Source organism: Sulfurovum iocasae (assembly GCF_047716765.1).
Classification (GTDB): Bacteria; Campylobacterota; Campylobacteria; order Campylobacterales; family Sulfurovaceae; genus Sulfurovum.
Map to the genome: position 1 here is coordinate 1,394,446 of NZ_CP180410.1, position 15,998 is coordinate 1,410,443.

10 protein-coding genes and 1 pseudogene are annotated in these 15,998 nt (G+C 38.0%); 6 read left to right on the forward strand and 5 right to left on the reverse strand.

Features of this window, described 5'->3' with window-relative positions:
* Positions 1 to 46: 46 nt before the first annotated feature.
* Together ACLHDG_RS06855 and ACLHDG_RS06860 are read left to right on the forward strand one after the other, a co-directional pair.
* Positions 47 to 2,362, forward strand: a complete 2,316-nt coding sequence (locus ACLHDG_RS06855) for a putative bifunctional diguanylate cyclase/phosphodiesterase (RefSeq protein ID WP_415408263.1) — start codon at positions 47 to 49, stop codon at positions 2,360 to 2,362.
* Positions 2,363 to 2,641: 279 nt separating this feature from the next.
* Positions 2,642 to 4,687: a putative bifunctional diguanylate cyclase/phosphodiesterase gene (locus ACLHDG_RS06860; RefSeq protein ID WP_415408264.1), complete on the forward strand. Its 2,046-nt coding sequence runs from the start codon at positions 2,642 to 2,644 to the stop codon at positions 4,685 to 4,687.
* Positions 4,688 to 4,694: 7 nt separating this feature from the next.
* Here ACLHDG_RS06860 and ACLHDG_RS06865 read toward each other — a convergent pair whose 3' ends face one another.
* The 4 genes from ACLHDG_RS06865 to pta all read right to left on the reverse strand — a co-directional run bounded on the left by ACLHDG_RS06865 (position 4,695) and on the right by pta (position 11,290).
* Positions 4,695 to 5,270: a tetratricopeptide repeat protein gene (locus ACLHDG_RS06865; RefSeq protein WP_415408265.1), complete on the reverse strand. Its 576-nt coding sequence runs from the start codon at positions 5,268 to 5,270 to the stop codon at positions 4,695 to 4,697.
* Entirely contained in the window at positions 5,270 to 7,903 is a 2,634-nt protein-coding gene (locus ACLHDG_RS06870) for a valine--tRNA ligase (RefSeq protein WP_415408266.1), read from the reverse strand. The genes ACLHDG_RS06865 and ACLHDG_RS06870 overlap by 1 nt, the downstream gene beginning before the upstream one ends.
* 100 nt (positions 7,904 to 8,003) lie before the next feature.
* Positions 8,004 to 9,197 carry an acetate/propionate family kinase gene (locus ACLHDG_RS06875; RefSeq protein WP_415408267.1) on the reverse strand — a complete coding sequence of 398 codons (1,194 nt, stop codon included), beginning with the start codon at positions 9,195 to 9,197 and terminating at the stop codon, positions 8,004 to 8,006.
* Entirely contained in the window at positions 9,194 to 11,290 is a 2,097-nt protein-coding gene (pta, locus tag ACLHDG_RS06880; protein ID WP_415408268.1) for a phosphate acetyltransferase, read from the reverse strand. Before pta ends, ACLHDG_RS06875 begins: the two co-directional genes overlap by 4 nt.
* Positions 11,291 to 11,405: 115 nt before the next feature.
* On the opposite strand from pta, the gene ACLHDG_RS06885 reads away from it, so the two are divergent.
* Positions 11,406 to 13,550 carry a hypothetical protein gene (locus ACLHDG_RS06885; RefSeq protein WP_415408269.1) on the forward strand — a complete coding sequence of 715 codons (2,145 nt, stop codon included), beginning with the start codon at positions 11,406 to 11,408 and terminating at the stop codon, positions 13,548 to 13,550.
* 32 nt (positions 13,551 to 13,582) lie between these two features.
* On the opposite strand, the pseudogene ACLHDG_RS06890 reads toward ACLHDG_RS06885, so the two are convergent.
* Positions 13,583 to 14,008 (reverse strand): annotated as a pseudogene (locus ACLHDG_RS06890) (Na+/H+ antiporter NhaA); the annotation flags it as partial.
* Between the two features lie 62 nt (positions 14,009 to 14,070).
* Here ACLHDG_RS06890 and ACLHDG_RS06895 point away from each other — a divergent pair.
* From ACLHDG_RS06895 to nhaA, 3 genes are all read left to right on the forward strand, one after another.
* Entirely contained in the window at positions 14,071 to 14,265 is a 195-nt protein-coding gene (locus ACLHDG_RS06895; protein ID WP_415408270.1) for a hypothetical protein, read from the forward strand.
* A 38-nt stretch (positions 14,266 to 14,303) separates the two neighbouring features.
* On the forward strand, positions 14,304 to 14,465 hold the full coding sequence (locus tag ACLHDG_RS06900) for a hypothetical protein (RefSeq protein ID WP_415408271.1): 162 nt from the start codon (positions 14,304 to 14,306) through the stop codon (positions 14,463 to 14,465).
* A 163-nt stretch (positions 14,466 to 14,628) separates the two neighbouring features.
* Positions 14,629 to 15,963 carry a Na+/H+ antiporter NhaA gene (gene nhaA / locus ACLHDG_RS06905; protein WP_415408272.1) on the forward strand — a complete coding sequence of 445 codons (1,335 nt, stop codon included), beginning with the start codon at positions 14,629 to 14,631 and terminating at the stop codon, positions 15,961 to 15,963.
* The last annotated feature ends 35 nt before the right edge of the window (positions 15,964 to 15,998 follow it).

A 15,998-nucleotide genomic window follows, 5' to 3' on the forward strand; every position in this document is an offset into this window, starting at 1 on the left:
TCAAATTTAACCTAAATGATAATTATATTTAGTGTATAATGAAATTATGAGTATTTATAAAAACTTATTTAAACTTAGGCATCATCACGAAGTAGAAGAAAAAGTGCTTCAGGAACTTTTTTTCTTTGAGAGAAGTACGCTTATAACGCTTATTTTACTGGAAACTATTTTTTTATATATACTCATGCCTTTGATAGGTAATGGTATAGCAGCCTGGTATGGTCTTATTGTTACATTAACATTATGGCGATTGTATGACGGGTATGATTTTCAAAAAAATCCAGATAGACATAATTCCGTTATGTGGCATAAAAAATTTGTTGTAAAAGTATGGATGACAGCACTTTTTTTATCTGCTTTAGCACTTTTCGTAGTTCCCAAGCTTGATGAGTATTATCAGCTCTTTGTTTTTATTATGTTGCTTGGTATTAGTGCCGGAGCCGTTAAAACATTAGCCGATGATTATCGTACAGCCATAGGATATTTGCTTATACTACTTGTTCCTGCCTCTATGGAAATGTTGCTTCTCATGAGAACGGATACAATTATTCTTGCCTTTTTATTGATTCTTTACTTCTTTACTCAAACCAGTATTATTTTACATTCATATAAAAAAAGTATTGATCTAGAAAGAAAAAAAGAAGAAATTTCTAAGGTACAGGCAGAGCTTTTTGAAAAAAAAGAGATGTTACAGCTTTTTTTTGAACAGGCACCTATAGGGATCTTCTCTTATGATCACGATTTAAATATCGTTAATTGTAATGAATCATTCTTAACACTTTTCAATTTACAAAAAGAGAAAATAGTCGGTACAAACTTAAATGATATTTCAGATAAAAGAGCTATAAATGTTATTAGGGATTCTCTTACAGAAGGTGTGCAGACTTATATCGGTCCCTATGACTCACAAAAAGGCTTAGAGTTCTGGGTTGAAGGTAAATGTTCTCCTATTTATAATAAGGGAGGAGATGTTATAGGGGGTATGGGACTTATTGAAGATAAAACAAAAGAGCATGTAGCCCTACAAGAGTTGGTGTATCTTGTATCCCATGATCCTTTGACCTCTCTTTCCAATAGAAGAGGTTTTGATAAATTCATGGGGAAGATGATCTGTAAGAAAAAACATGCTAGTCATCTCTCTCTTCTTTTCTATCTGGATCTTAATCAATTTAAGTATGTGAATGACTCTTTGGGGCATACCTATGGTGATAAACTTTTGATAGCAATATCAAAACGCTTGCAGCGATTAATGAAACCAGATATTAATTTAAGCAGATTGGGTGGAGATGAGTTTATTATCGTAGTTCCGTTTGTTTCAAAAGAGAGGGATAAAGCAAAAAAGAAAGCAGACCAATATATACTAAAGATACAGGAAATTTTTGCAGAACCTTTTGTCATCGAAGGTATACAACTTCATCTTAAAACGAGTATAGGTATTGTCATAATTGAACAAAATTCTACTAATATCGAAGAGATCGTACGGCATGCAGATATCTCTATGTATCAAGCAAAGAGGTTTGGACAGGAACATATCTCTTTTTACAATACACAATTGGATCTGGAACGTAAAAAAACATTTAATTTACAGCATGATCTTATCTCTGCACTGGGAAGTGATCAACTTGAACTCTTTTTCCAGCCTATAGTAAATATCAAAGATGATTCATTACGTGCTGCTGAAGCCCTCATACGGTGGCAACATCCGGAAAGGGAGCTCATTTTACCTATGGACTTTATTCCTTTGGCCATTGAAGCAGGTGTGATCACAGATATCGGCTGGTGGGTGTTGGAGAAAGTATGTTTACATATCTCACAATGGAAAAAAAATGGTGAATGGAAACTCAAATATGTTTCTATTAATATCAATGCAAAACAGTTGCTTAAAAATGATTTTGTTCCTATTTTTCTTGCAAAACTTAAAGAGTATGAGGTAGGGACCGATGATATCAAAATTGAGATCACAGAAACATCATTGATCGATAATTTTGAACTTACGCAGGAGGTCATTAAAGAGCTGAAAAGTCATGGAGTAAGATGTGCTATTGATGATTTTGGAACAGGATACTCTTCTCTTTCTTACCTGAAAAAACTCTCATTTTCTGTTTTGAAAATAGACAGAGAGTTTATTCATGGCATGCTCAATAATGAAGAGAATATTACGCTAATACGGACAATTATTGAGATTGGAAAACAGTTTAATTACAATATTGTTGTAGAAGGTATAGAAGAAGAAGCAGAAAAAGCACTCATCAAAGAGATGGACGATTCCCTCAGTTATCAAGGTTTCCTTATCAGTCCTCCGATCCCGGAGCCGGAGTTTAGAAAGAAGTTTTTAATAGATGAACCTTCTAAGTGTGCCTAGTCCCTCATATTGTTTAAGTATAATTAAGATATGAATTATTTAAATATATTATCCAGGTTGTATCATTCTGAAACTGTAAATAAGTTAATGGTCTCAAACTTGTATGGTCTGTCTCAAAAAAGTATTCCTGCTCTTGTGGCCTTTTCTTTACTTCTGACATATTTTTTATATCCACCCCTGTCTGGTAAAATCATTATATGGGAAACCATAGTTATACTGATCTCGTTAGTTAGACTGTATTTTGCATATAGTTTTAAAAAAGATCCCAAAAAATATTCATTGAAAGCTTGGCATAGTTTATTTGTCATTTCTGCTTTTTTAACTGCATTTCTCTTTGCTGCGCTTGGTTTTATCGCTATTCCTTATGTAGATGAAGTCCATCAAGTCTTTATTATCGCTGTTTTGATCGGATTAACATCTGGAGCAATAAGTTCTTTAATTCCGGATATTCGTATAGCCATAGCCTACATCACTATCATTCTATTGCCTTTGATCACTCTATTGTTAAGGATAGATACAGTGATGCATCTTCTATTGGCATTATTGGTTATCTTATATTTTACAACATTAATAATTATTATTTTGAATTCATATAAGCAAAATAGTGATCTGGAAAGAAAGAAAGAAGAGGTTTCCAGAGAGAAGGAAGTGCTTTATAAAAAACAAAAAACCTTGCAGAATTTTTTTGAACAGGCACCTATCGGGATTTTTTCTTATGACTGTGAACTAAATGTTACTGACTGCAATCAAGCTTTTTTAACACTTTTTGGTTTAAAAAAAGAGGAGATCATAGGCAGAAATTTAAATGACCTTCCGGATAAAAGACCTATGGAAACGGTACGAAATGCACTGACAAAAGGTATTCAAACCTATGTTGGTCCCTATCGATCTCTAAGAGGTATTGACTTTTGGGTTGAAGGCAAATGTTCTCCCCTTTATGATCAAAAGCATGTCGTTGTCGGAGGTATTGGACTTATAGAAAACAAAACAAAAGAGTACAGTGCACTTAATGAGTTAAAATTTCTCGCACAGCATGATCCTTTAACTGATCTGCTTAACAGAAGAGGCTTTGGTGATTATATGAAAGATCTTGTAAGTGATGAAAAGCATAAAAGCGATTATTCTCTTCTCTTCTATCTGGATTTAAATCAATTTAAAGGGATCAATGATTCTTTGGGGCATACAGTAGGAGATGAAATACTTATCCGTGTAGCAGAACGTCTGGTCTATGCTTTAGGTAATGATTGTAAAATTAGTAGACTAGGTGGTGATGAATTCATCATCATTGTACCTTACGTCTCAGAAGAAGAAGGTGCAGCAAAAAGTAAAGCCAAGCAATATGCAAAACAGATAAAAGATATTTTTATAGATCCTTTTATTATAAATGACCTGTATCTTCATGTCAGCTCGAGTATAGGTATTATTATCATTGAACCAAATTATACAAATATTGAAGAGATCATCCGATCTGCTGATTTAACGATGTATCAAGCCAAAAATTCCAATGGACATATTTCATACTATAATGAAGACTTGGATAGAGAACAAAAAAAGCTTTTTGGATTGCAGCATGATCTGGCATATGCGACAGAAAAACAACAACTGCACCTCTTCTTTCAACCTATAGTTAAGATGAAAGATGACACATTGCTTTCTGCTGAGTTACTTATACGATGGCAGCATCCCACAAGAGGATTGTTGACTCCGCAAGAATTTATTCCATTGGCTGTCAAAGCAGGGTTACTTTCAAAAATAACATGGTGGATCGTGGATAAGGCATGTCAACATATTTCTCAATGGAAAAAAGACAAACTATGGAGTCTTCAATATATTTCTATAAATATCAATGCCCAACAGTTGACAGAAAATCATTTTGCTGTAGAGTTTTTAAAGAAATTAGAAGAGTATGGCTTGGAAACAAAAGATATTATGATAGAGATTACAGAGCAATCACTTATTGATAACTTTGAAAGTACACAAGATGTCATAAATACACTTCGCGGGCATGGTGTCCGTTGTGCTGTTGATGATTTTGGTATAGGTTATTCATCTCTTTCATATCTGAAAAGACTCTCTTTCAATACACTAAAGATAGATAGGGAATTTATAAAAGATATAGAGAGAAAACCTCAAGAATTACTTCTTGTCACAACGATATTAGATATAGGAAGACAATTTAACTACAATATAGTTATCGAAGGGATAGAGGATAAAAAGCAAAAAGAGCTGCTTCTGACATTGGATGAAAATCTCAGTTATCAAGGGTTTTACTTTTCTAAACCTATCCATGTGGCAGAGTTTACGAAGAAGTTTTTAAATAGTTAAACTTTTGTTAAAAAACGATCTGTCCATCATTTTGCATACGCATCATGATATCTTTGGCTTTTTGGTGTCCTTGGAATGAGGCTTTTCTACACCACTCTATGGCTTTCTCTTTGTCTTCATCACATCCTAGACCCATGTCATAGAGTGCACCCAGGTTAAACTGTGCAGAGGCATTTCCTGCTATAGCAGCTTTTTTGAAAAGCACATAGGCTTTCTTATAGTCTTGTTCTACACCTCGTCCCTCTTTGAACATGGCCGCCAGGTTATTGAACGCATCAATATTACCCCTTTTAGCTGACTCTTCGTACCAGAAAGCCGCTTCTGAGAAGTTCTGTTCACAACCCTCACCATTTTCAAGCATGAGTGCTACTTCAAACTGTGCTAAAGGCACTTCTCTGGTGGCTGCTTCAAGATAGTAATCAAAGGCTTTTTTTGTATCTGCTTCAACCCCAAAACCTCTAAAGTATAAAAAACCCAGATAGTAGTAACTTACAGGTTCTTTCTGTTTCTCAAGCTCTGTGTAAAGTTCAAAGGCTTTGTTGTATTCTTTTGCCAGTAGGGCATTATATGCTTCTTCTATCATTATGCACCAAACCCTTCGAGTTCAGCACTTACTTTGCTCATTTTATTTGTAGCGTCTTCAAGAGCTTGTTTGTTTGTAGCAAGTACTTCTGCTGGTGCATTAGCCACAAATCTTTCATTGTTTAACATACCGTTTAGTTTTTGTATCTCTTTTTCAAGCTTCTCTTTTTGACGTGTAAGCTTGTTAATGATAGGTGTCATGTCTATCTCACCCGTTGGAAGATAGACTTCTAAATTATCTGAAACATCAGTAATTGAGTCTGCAACTTTTGTATCTACAAACTCGATATTCTCAACTTTAGCCAACTTTTGTATGAATGGACGAGCCATTTCTGTATCAATATTACCGTCTAGTTTGATATAAGCCTTTTCTATCTTAGAGTTCCCCATGTCTATGACAACTTTTGCTCTTCTTAATGCAGTAATAGACTCTTCAATGATCGCAAACATATTTTCAGCTTCTACGTCTCTTGTTATCTCTTTAGGGAAATTCATTACCATCAAAGAATCACCCTCTTCAAGTGAAGTACCTGAGAGCTTGTGGTAGAGGTGATCTGAGATAAATGGCATAAATGGAGAAACCATTTTAAGTGTCTCTTTAAAGATAGCCCCAAGTTCTACAATGCTCTCTCTATCTGCTTTAGAGTACTCGATTCCCCAGTCACAAAACTCATTCCACACAAAGTTGTAGAGTATTCTTGCACTTTCATTAAACTTGTAGGTCTCTATGGTAGCACGTATCTCTTCTACAGCGACGGAAAGTCTGCTTTCCATGTACCGACCAAGTGGTGTTTTCACTTCAATATCTTTCAAGTCTTTGAAAGTATCTACATTAAGTTGCAAGTAATTGGTTGCATTGTAGAGTTTGTTGGTAAAGTTTCTAAATTGTTCTAAGTTCTTAGCCCCTAACTTGATATCACGACCCTGTACTGCCAAATATGCCAATGTAAACCTGATGATGTCAGCTGAATGCTCCTCAACCATATCAAGTGGGTCTATAACATTACCTTTTGACTTGGACATTTTAGCACCATGTTCATCACGTACAAGTGCATGCATATAGATATCTTTAAATGGTAGCTTACCTTGAAAATGTTCACCCATCATCATCATGCGTGCTACCCAGAAGAACATGATATCAAACCCTGTAATGAGTAGAGAATTAGGATAAAAATCTGCCATATCACTTTCATTATAAAGTTCAGGTAGTTTTCCATTATTTCCCCAACCTAGAGGTGACATCGCCCATAAAGCAGAAGAGAACCATGTATCTAGTACATCAGGATCTTGTGTAAGCTTTTTACTTTGACACTTTGGACAGCCGTCTGGTTCATCAGCTTTATCAGCCCATGTATGACCACAGTCATCACAGGTAAATACAGGAATTCTATGACCCCACCAAAGTTGACGAGAGATACACCAGGGACGAAGCTCATCCATCCATGCTGTATAAGAGTTTATCCAGTGAGCAGGGTGGAAGTTGTTGTGTTTTTTAGTCTCTTTAATAGAATTTTCGGCTATTTTTTCACTTAAGAACCACTGTGTAGAAATAAAAGGTTCCACAATATTTTTACATCTGTAACAGTGTCCTACCTGATGGATATGCTCTTCTATCTTGACGATATACCCGGCATTCTCAAGAGCTTTTACAATAATTGGGCGGGCTTCTAAACGTTCTAACCCTGCAAATTCTCCACAGTAGTCATTTAAAATCCCTTTTTCATCAAAGACTTTGATGAACTCTAAGTCATGTCTTTTACCTACAGCATAATCGTTTTGGTCATGTGCAGGAGTAACTTTTACCACACCTGTGCCAAACTCCATATCTACATGTGAATCGGTAATGACTTTGATGGTTCTATCCGTCAATGGTAGAAGAATATCTTTACCTATGATGTCTGTATAACGGCTGTCATCAGGATGTACCATGATCGCCGTATCTCCAAAGTAAGTCTCTGGTCTTGTAGTGGCTACTTCAAGTTGTCCACTACCGTCAGCAAATTTATAGATCATCGTATAAAATTTACCGTTTACCTCATCATGTTCTACTTCAATGTCAGACAAGGCACCATCATGGGTACACCAGTTGACCATATAAGTGTTTTGAGTGATATGACCTTCATTGTAAAGAGATACAAACGCTTCTTTAACCGCTTCTTTAAGCCCTTCATCCATGGTAAAACGTTCACGTTTCCATGCAGGTGTAACCCCTAGTTTTCTCATTTGATGTACGATGTTCCCGCCACTTGTCTCTTTTTGTAACCACGCACGCTCTAGAAATTTCTCACGACCAAGTTCCTCTTTGGTTGTTCCTTCTGCTAAAAGTTGTTTCTCTACGATGTTCTGTGTAGCGATCCCCGCATGGTCAGTCCCCGGTTGCCAGAGTGTTTTAAAACCATCCATTCGTTTATAGCGTGTGATAATGTCCTGAAGGGTAAAAGTAAGTGCATGACCGATATGCAAAGACCCTGTAACATTGGGAGGAGGCATCATGATGGAAAAGTTCTTTCCCTCTTCTTGAATACTCTTGTTCCCATCTATTTCAAAGTAACCACGTTCTTCACATAGTTTATAGTAGTTATCTTCTACTTCTTTGGGGTTATATGTTGCTTTTTTTTCTACTGTTTCACTCATAGCTTCTGTTCCTATGTATTATATTGTCGCGATTATAGCGTAATGGTGCTTTTTCTTTTATGGTAGATAAATTATATGATAAAGAATGAAGTCTTATGCATTATAAAGTCAGATTTTTCATGATCTTTTCAGTCTGAAGTACTATTTCCAACTCTTCATTGGTGGGAATAACAAAAAGTTGTATTTTACTTTTCAGCTTGTGGATAGAACGGCTCTGTGTAGATGCTATCTCGTTTTTGACAGTGTCAAGTTTCAGTCCGATGGATTCTTCAAGTCCTTCACAGACCATTTCTCGGACTTTGACAGCATGTTCTCCTATGCCACCGGTAAATATAATAGCATCTACTCGACCTAATACAGCACTGTAGGATCCAATATATTTTTTTATCCTATAGGTGTACATTTCCAGAGCAAGTGAAGAGAGAGTATTATCCTGTTCTGCCTGCATGACTACTTCGCGCATGTCATTTGTGCCACAGATACCTTTTAACCCACTCTCTTTGTTAAGCATTTTGTCGATACTGTCGATATCCATCTTGAGATTGTGTGAGAGAAAAGGGATGATAGCCGGATCAATGTCTCCACAGCGTGTTCCCATCATCAATCCTTCAAGTGGTGTCAGCCCCATAGATGTTTCGATACTCTTTCCCTCTTTGATGGCAGTAGCGCTGGCACCATTCCCAAGGTGTAGAGTAATGAGATTGAGTGTGTTGAGATCTTCATCCATCATCTCTGCTGCTTCTTTGGCAACATAAGCATGAGAAGTGCCATGAAAACCGTAACGCTGAATACCTGATCTTTGAGAGAGTTCATACGGGATAGGGTAGAGTGCAGCATATTCAGGCATGGTCTGGTGAAATGCAGTGTCAAAGACAGCAACTTGTGCTAAGTTGGGAGCTATCTTGCTTATCACCTCGATACCCTTAAGATTGGCAGGGTTATGCAGGGGAGCCAGTGGGATAAGTGAACGGATGGTTTCGATCACTTCTTGGCTGATCAGTGTAGGTTCTGAAAAATTAGAGCCGCCATGCACAACACGATGACCAACGGCATCCAACTCATCTATGGAGGAGATAGCATTTGATTCCTTTAACATGGAAAATATGATCTCAAGGGCTTGATGGTGATCAGAGACAGGGGCTGTGCTGCTGAAGCTCTGTTCTTTGTATTTTACTTCACTATGGCTTTCCTCTTCTCCTATACGTTCAACCAAAGCTGAAGATACACTTTTTTGATCGATGAAGTATTGGCATTTGATCGAAGAGCTGCCTGAGTTGAGGACAAGTATCTTCATTGTTTATCCTCCTGCTGTGCCTGGATCGCAGTGATCGCAACAGTATTGACGATATCATCGACCAGGCAGCCGCGGCTTAGATCGTTGACAGGCAGACGAAGCCCCTGCAGTACCGGACCGATGGCTAGTGCACCAGTAGAACGCTGTACAGCTTTGTAGGTATTATTACCGGTATTAAGGTCAGGGAAGACAAAGACAGTTGCCCGTCCGGCTACTTTACTGTCAGGAAGTTTCTTTTTAGCTACTTTTTCATCGATGGCGGCATCGTATTGAATAGGACCCTCTATAAGAAGATCCGGTCTTAGAGACTGTGCCAAGTGCGTGGCTTCCCGAACCTTATCTACCTCTGGCCCCTTTCCGGAACTACCGGTAGAGTAAGAGAGCATCGCAACACGTGGTTCAATACCAAATTTTGAAGCCGTATCTGCCGAAGAGATAGCGATCTGAGCCAGCTCTTGGGCAGTAGGGTCAAGATTGATGGCGCAGTCCCCGTAGACAAGGACCCTGGTATCCAGACACATGAAAAACACACTTGATACAATAGAGATATCCGGTTGTGTCTTGATGATCTGAAGGGCAGGGCGAACGGTATCGGTAGTGGTATGGGTCGCACCGGAGACCATACCATCAGCCACGCCTTCATAGACCATCATCGTTGCAAAATAATTGGGGTGGATCATTGCATCCCTGGCTGCATCGAGTGTCAAGCCTTTTTCTTTTCTCATCGTGTAGAATGTCTGTGAAAAATTCTCTATCAGATCACTATCATGTGGATCAATGATCTCCGCCTTAGTGATATCCAATCCCATCTGAATGCTTTGATGCTCAATTCTTTTTCTGTCACCCAAAAGAATGATATGCACAATATCTCTTTGGATAAGGATCTCAGTTGCCCTAAGGATACGTTCATCTGTACTTTCAGGCAGAACGATCTTTTGGCGTTTTGAACGGGCACGTTCAAAGAGTCTGTATTGAAACATCATTGGTGTCACCATCTCTTTTGAGCTGCTTCGGAATCGTTCACCTATTTTTATTTTATCGATAGCAGCATCAAAGAGGCCTTTTGCCAGCGTTATTTTACGTGTATTCTCTGCTGCGATATTTGCAGTTACTTTTTCCAGTGCTATGGCTGTTTGATAACTGTCACTCTTAACTGTCAGAACAGGGACTGCAGTTTCACCGAAATCTTCCAATAACTTCATAATGGCATTACTGGGAGTTATCCCTCCGCTAAGGATCATCCCGGCAATATTGGGATGATTTTTGGCATAGTAAGAGAGGAGAGAAGCAATGATAATAGCAATACGGTCACCCGGGACGATCACCAGATCACCGTTATTGATATGGGAAAGATAATTTTCGACACCCATAGCGGCGATCTTATTTCCATATACAAGATGTTGGCGCTGTTCAGGGTTTCCCATGATCATTTCAGCCTGAAGCAACTTTATGACTTCATCAAGGGTAGGTGTGTCAAGCTCTTTCAGCTCAGGAAGCAGATATATCTGTTCATCCTTTTGTACGGCACTGATACGATTTTTGATGTTATCGAGTATCTCCTGATCGCATCGGTTGACAAAGATCGCCAAGTGTGTGCATCCCTCTGAATGAATTGCTTCGGATATGATCTGTATCTGATTGAGTATCTTATCCGATGATTTTCCTTTTGCATTGAGTACAGGAACCAAAATAGTGCCGAGATTTCTGGCGATCTTTAAATTAATATCAAAATCAAATATAGAAGCAAAAATATTACGTGGATATCCCTCTATCAGAACAAAATCGTATGCTTTGTGTAATTGACTGACTCTGTGGATCAATGCTTCATAGAGATCCTCTTCGTTATCATCAGCATATGCTTTTGTATATTCACTTACTGTAAATCCACAGCAGGCTTCATAGGGTATGTCAAGATCAAAATGTCTAAGCATAAAGTCAATATCACTATCACGCTCTTCACCATCAGGAATGATCGGACGGAAAAATGCAACCCGGTTATAATGACCCTTCAGCATTTCCATAAATCCTATAGCGATGATCAGACTTCCTGCACGTGGTTCTGCTGAAGCAATATAGATACTTTCAGGATACATAATGAGCCTTTTTTTATTTTGTTAGATGATAATTCTATCATAAAAAGTATGTTTGTTACAAAGTTTCAGGGTATAATAACACTACTTTGAAATAGAACCCTCAACTAGGATAAATATGCATTCATATATTGGAATTCACCACTTTTCACCCAAAACAGAATATAAGCCATTAGATCAACTGATCCCTCAGATAGAGCAGACACTTACGGATCAAAATGTAGAATCTATCATAGGGAAAGAGAATCTTTCCCACTTTAAAGAGAGTATTCTTCAATGTATGGAGGCTTATTATAAACTTGTAGGTATTGATGAGAAAGTTATTGCAGGGAAGGGGACGGTCGAACCTCAAGGTGTACTCCCGCGCTATACAGAAAGTCTGATCGGATATTTTCAGGAACTCGAAAAGCAGGTTCCTGCTGATAAAGAGATCACTATTTTGGTATATTCCGGAGTTGATACGATCAAGATCCGATATAAATACACGGACAGTGTGATCAAAAAGCTGGTCAAACTGGGGCTTCGTAATCCAAAATTTCTGGAGGAGCCCTTGAAGATCTTTCTCAAAGGGGGTGCACTTCATGATCTGATCGGTATGCTTTTTGTCTGTTCATATCCTTATGAAAAAGAGTGGGTAGCCCGTACTTTATACAATTTTTTTGAATACGACAATCGGACGGATGACCATCTTTTATACGGATTCTATACTGTTGAAAAGAAAAGTGGATATAGAGGTCTTCATTGTGACCATACACTCTTCAATCCTCGTTTTGATGCTGATATTTCCGGGAATAATGACACTTTCTCTGTGGATCCCAATGCTATCTTTACACTGCTTGATCCTCAGGATAAGAGTATTGATGTACTTCGAAAACTCAAAGACTATTTTAATGTTGAGATTCAGCTCCATACTACTTTTGAAAGTCTCTGGTCATCAATGGAACATACCAACAATTACAATATTCAGGCAAAAGGCTCAGGACGCAACAGTAAAATAACCGTACAGTGGAAATTACTCTCGGATGCCATGAAAAATATTGAAGGGCAGTTTGAACGACTCCAGATCGATACAGAACAGGCACGCTTCGAAGTTTTGCATCATGGAGGATATATACCTATTAAAAACCTGTTGGATGAACTTGGATCAAATACATATCCTATTCATGCTGCATCTGTAAAAAAGGTGGAGGATCTTGAAGATGATCTGAAAAGCCATGAGATCTCACGACAGGACTATGTAGAGCAATTGCAGACAGAAGCCTGTTATATTGATGATTTTGCTTCAAGACAAAATGATCCCAGTGTACAAATGATCTTTAAGATGCATAGTGCTTTCATCTATTACGGTTTGGCAAATCAAGGTGAATATTTTAATATGGAAGATATCCATGAATTTGTTAAAAGGGCTTTGAAAAGCTACAGGGATATCAATGATTTCTTGTCTACTCATATAGAAACACACAGAGGATCTCTGATCAACATTGTTGCTATTTTTCGCTATCTTTATCTGGGACAAAAGTATGGACTGGGCTTGATGAATCCTCCAAAAGAGACCTTTATGGATGATGATGTTCCGGCAGTGAGTTATGCAGAAGGTCTCTCTTTTTTTAAAGCCGGGATCTCCCTCTTGAACAGACTTGGGGAGGAGGAGCTGAAATATCTTAAGAGAGACAGTGCCAATGTGATCAAGATCATTCACCATTATGATGTCCAGGCAAGAGAATGGGAGCTATTTAATAAAGAGAGTGATTCCCCGCAGAGTGCTGAGATAGCCAGGAATATCGCCCAATTTAGAGAACAATTTGTAAATGTATCACTACAGGAGCAGTTCAGTACGCTACTTGAATCAGACAAGATCAAGAATATTGGATTTGTTGTTAAATTTTATACGACACTGGTCTGGCATGGTTTCCTTCGACCGAGGGATGCCTTGAAGCAGATCATCAAATATTCGGCTTACGATAGGATCACGGTAAGTGACCTTTTCTATTATGAACTTTCTGCGTATAGGTTTCTTATTATTAAGCGTTGTGAATCGATCAGTGATTGTGATAAAGAACTGTCAGAGCGCCATAGTGATCCTATCAAAATCCAACATTACAAAAATTATCATAGACAAAATATGATCCAGCTACTCTTTCGTATAAGGAAGAGTGAGTCTGCTTATAAGTTTCATAAAGCCAGACTCTACTTCGAACAATTAACACAAACCAGGTTTAAGATCGATCATTTCAGTGACACTATCCGCAAGGAGAACGAATAAAACTAAAGCTTTGTTTCTTGTCCTGGTAAGTACTATTTGCCAACTTTCATACGCAAGACAAGATACCCTACAATAGCTGAAAGGAATGATCCAAGAAGAATTGCAAGTTTGTCAGCATAGTGATAGATCTGTGTATCATTATATGCAAGCGTATCAACAAAGAGACTCATGGTAAACCCGATCCCCGTTAAAACACTCACTCCATAAAGTAGTGTCCAGTTGCTATCTTTGGGTAAAGAGGCTATACCCATTTTTATAGCTAACCAGGAGAATCCAAACACACCAACCTGTTTACCTACAAAGAGACCTAACATGATCCCTAATGGTACAGGGCCAGCCATCTCTTCGATGGAGATACTTTTGAGGTCAACCCCGGCATTGACAAAAGCAAAAAGAGGCAAGATCATAAAGGCAACCCAGTAGTGCAGGTCATGCTCCATCTCTTTTGACATAGAGAAACGTTGTATTGCTGTTGACAATCCTTAAATATTGAACTAAAATAAGAGAAAAGGATGTTGTTATGAAAAAGAAAATTGAAGAAGTTATCAACCATGTACAAAAGTCAGATAAAGTTTCAGATGAGAATAAACCATTGATCTTGGAAAAGCTTGAGGAATGGAGAAATGAAGATGAGGCTCTCAATGATATATCTGTAAGGTTTTCAAACTGGTGGATGGAGATGAAACCTATCTTTGATGAACTGGGTTGGAAGTAGTGGATATCTACACCCAGTATACCTATGAAAAAAAATGGATGAAAACCGATCAAAAAGATGCACTGCGTATGATAGAAGAGGAGATGCCTGAGACCGATGCAGAGGGTACGCTGAAGTACATCTTGGCTGAGATCCAAAAAGGAAAGACCATTACACTGGGTGAATGTCGGTTTAAAGCAGAGAATAAAAATTTAGGATAAAAAACAATTTGATAAAGAATTAGACATTACTTTTTCTTTGTTTGTTACTTGTACATATCTTGAAGTGTATAGTCATGCATTGTTAAGCTTTCGCAAGAGTTAAGGTAACCTCTAATACTAGCCTTGTATAATATTTTTTAAAATTCAACAGAAAAGAAACGATATGAAACTATACGCTCCATGGGAAAAAGCTTTTAAAAAAGTCTCTACACCATTTGAACATTTCTTGCATGCCCAAACTACAACAGGTATGGTCTTGATGTTTATGACTATACTCGCACTGATACTGGCTAACTCACCACTTACCGAAACATATGCACACTTTTTTCATATAAAAGTAGATTTTAATGTGGCTTCATGGAAACTTTCCCATAGCATTCATCATTGGATCAATGATGGCTTGATGGCTATCTTTTTCTTTATTATTGGTTTAGAGATAAAAAGAGAGATATTGGTCGGCGAACTTTCAAATATAAAAGTGGCCATTTTACCTATATTGGCAGCTATTGGTGGTATGTTGATTCCTGCATTGATCTATCTTAGTATTACTACAGGTACTGAAGGTGCCGGTGGTTGGGGTATTCCTATGGCTACAGATATTGCTTTTGCCATTTCTGCTTTGGTACTCTTAGGTAAGCGCGTACCTCCTGCATTGGTTACATTTTTAGTTGCACTTGCTATTGTAGATGACTTGGGTGCTGTTATAGTGATAGCACTTTTTTATACAGAGCAGATACATATGCTTCCATTGGCTTTGGCTGGGGGTTCTTTTTTAATAATGGTTGCATTTAACCGTTTTGGTATTCACCTAATATTGCCTTACTTTATAGTAGGATTTTTTATGTGGTTTTTCATGCTTGAATCGGGTGTTCATGCGACTATCGCAGGTGTTATCGCTGCTTTATCCATACCTTCTAAACCCAAACGTGTCCCTGGGGATTTTAGACAAGATGCTAAGGTTTTACTGGATGAGTATGACAGTTACCCTATAGATGATAAGGATGGTATGAGTGAAAGACAAAAAGCCATCCTTCTAAAGCTACAAGATAATATAAATGACATAGGTACACCAGCTGCGAGACTGGAGAAGGACTTGCACCTACCTGTAGCACTTATAGTCATCCCTCTCTTTGCACTGGCAAATGCGGGTATAGCTATCGATTTTAGCTCTATAGGAACTACGATTATGACTCCTGTATCTATGGGAATTATAGCTGGGCTAATACTTGGTAAAGTCTTGGGTATTTTTGGTGTGGCATGGCTAGCTATCAAACTTAAGATGGCAACACTTCCACAAGGCAGTACCATGAGCCAGATCTTTGGTGTAGCATTTTTAGGTGGTATAGGGTTTACGATGTCCATCTTTGTGGCAGACTTGGCGTTTATAAATAGTCCTGAACTTATCTTTCAAGCCAAAGTAGGGATATTGGCAGCCTCGCTATTTGCAGGTCTATTTGGGTATAGCTGGCTTAGGTTTGTGGCGAAATCGGCTAAGTGATTTGGTATTACGTATTCTTCTTAGTCCTGCATGTG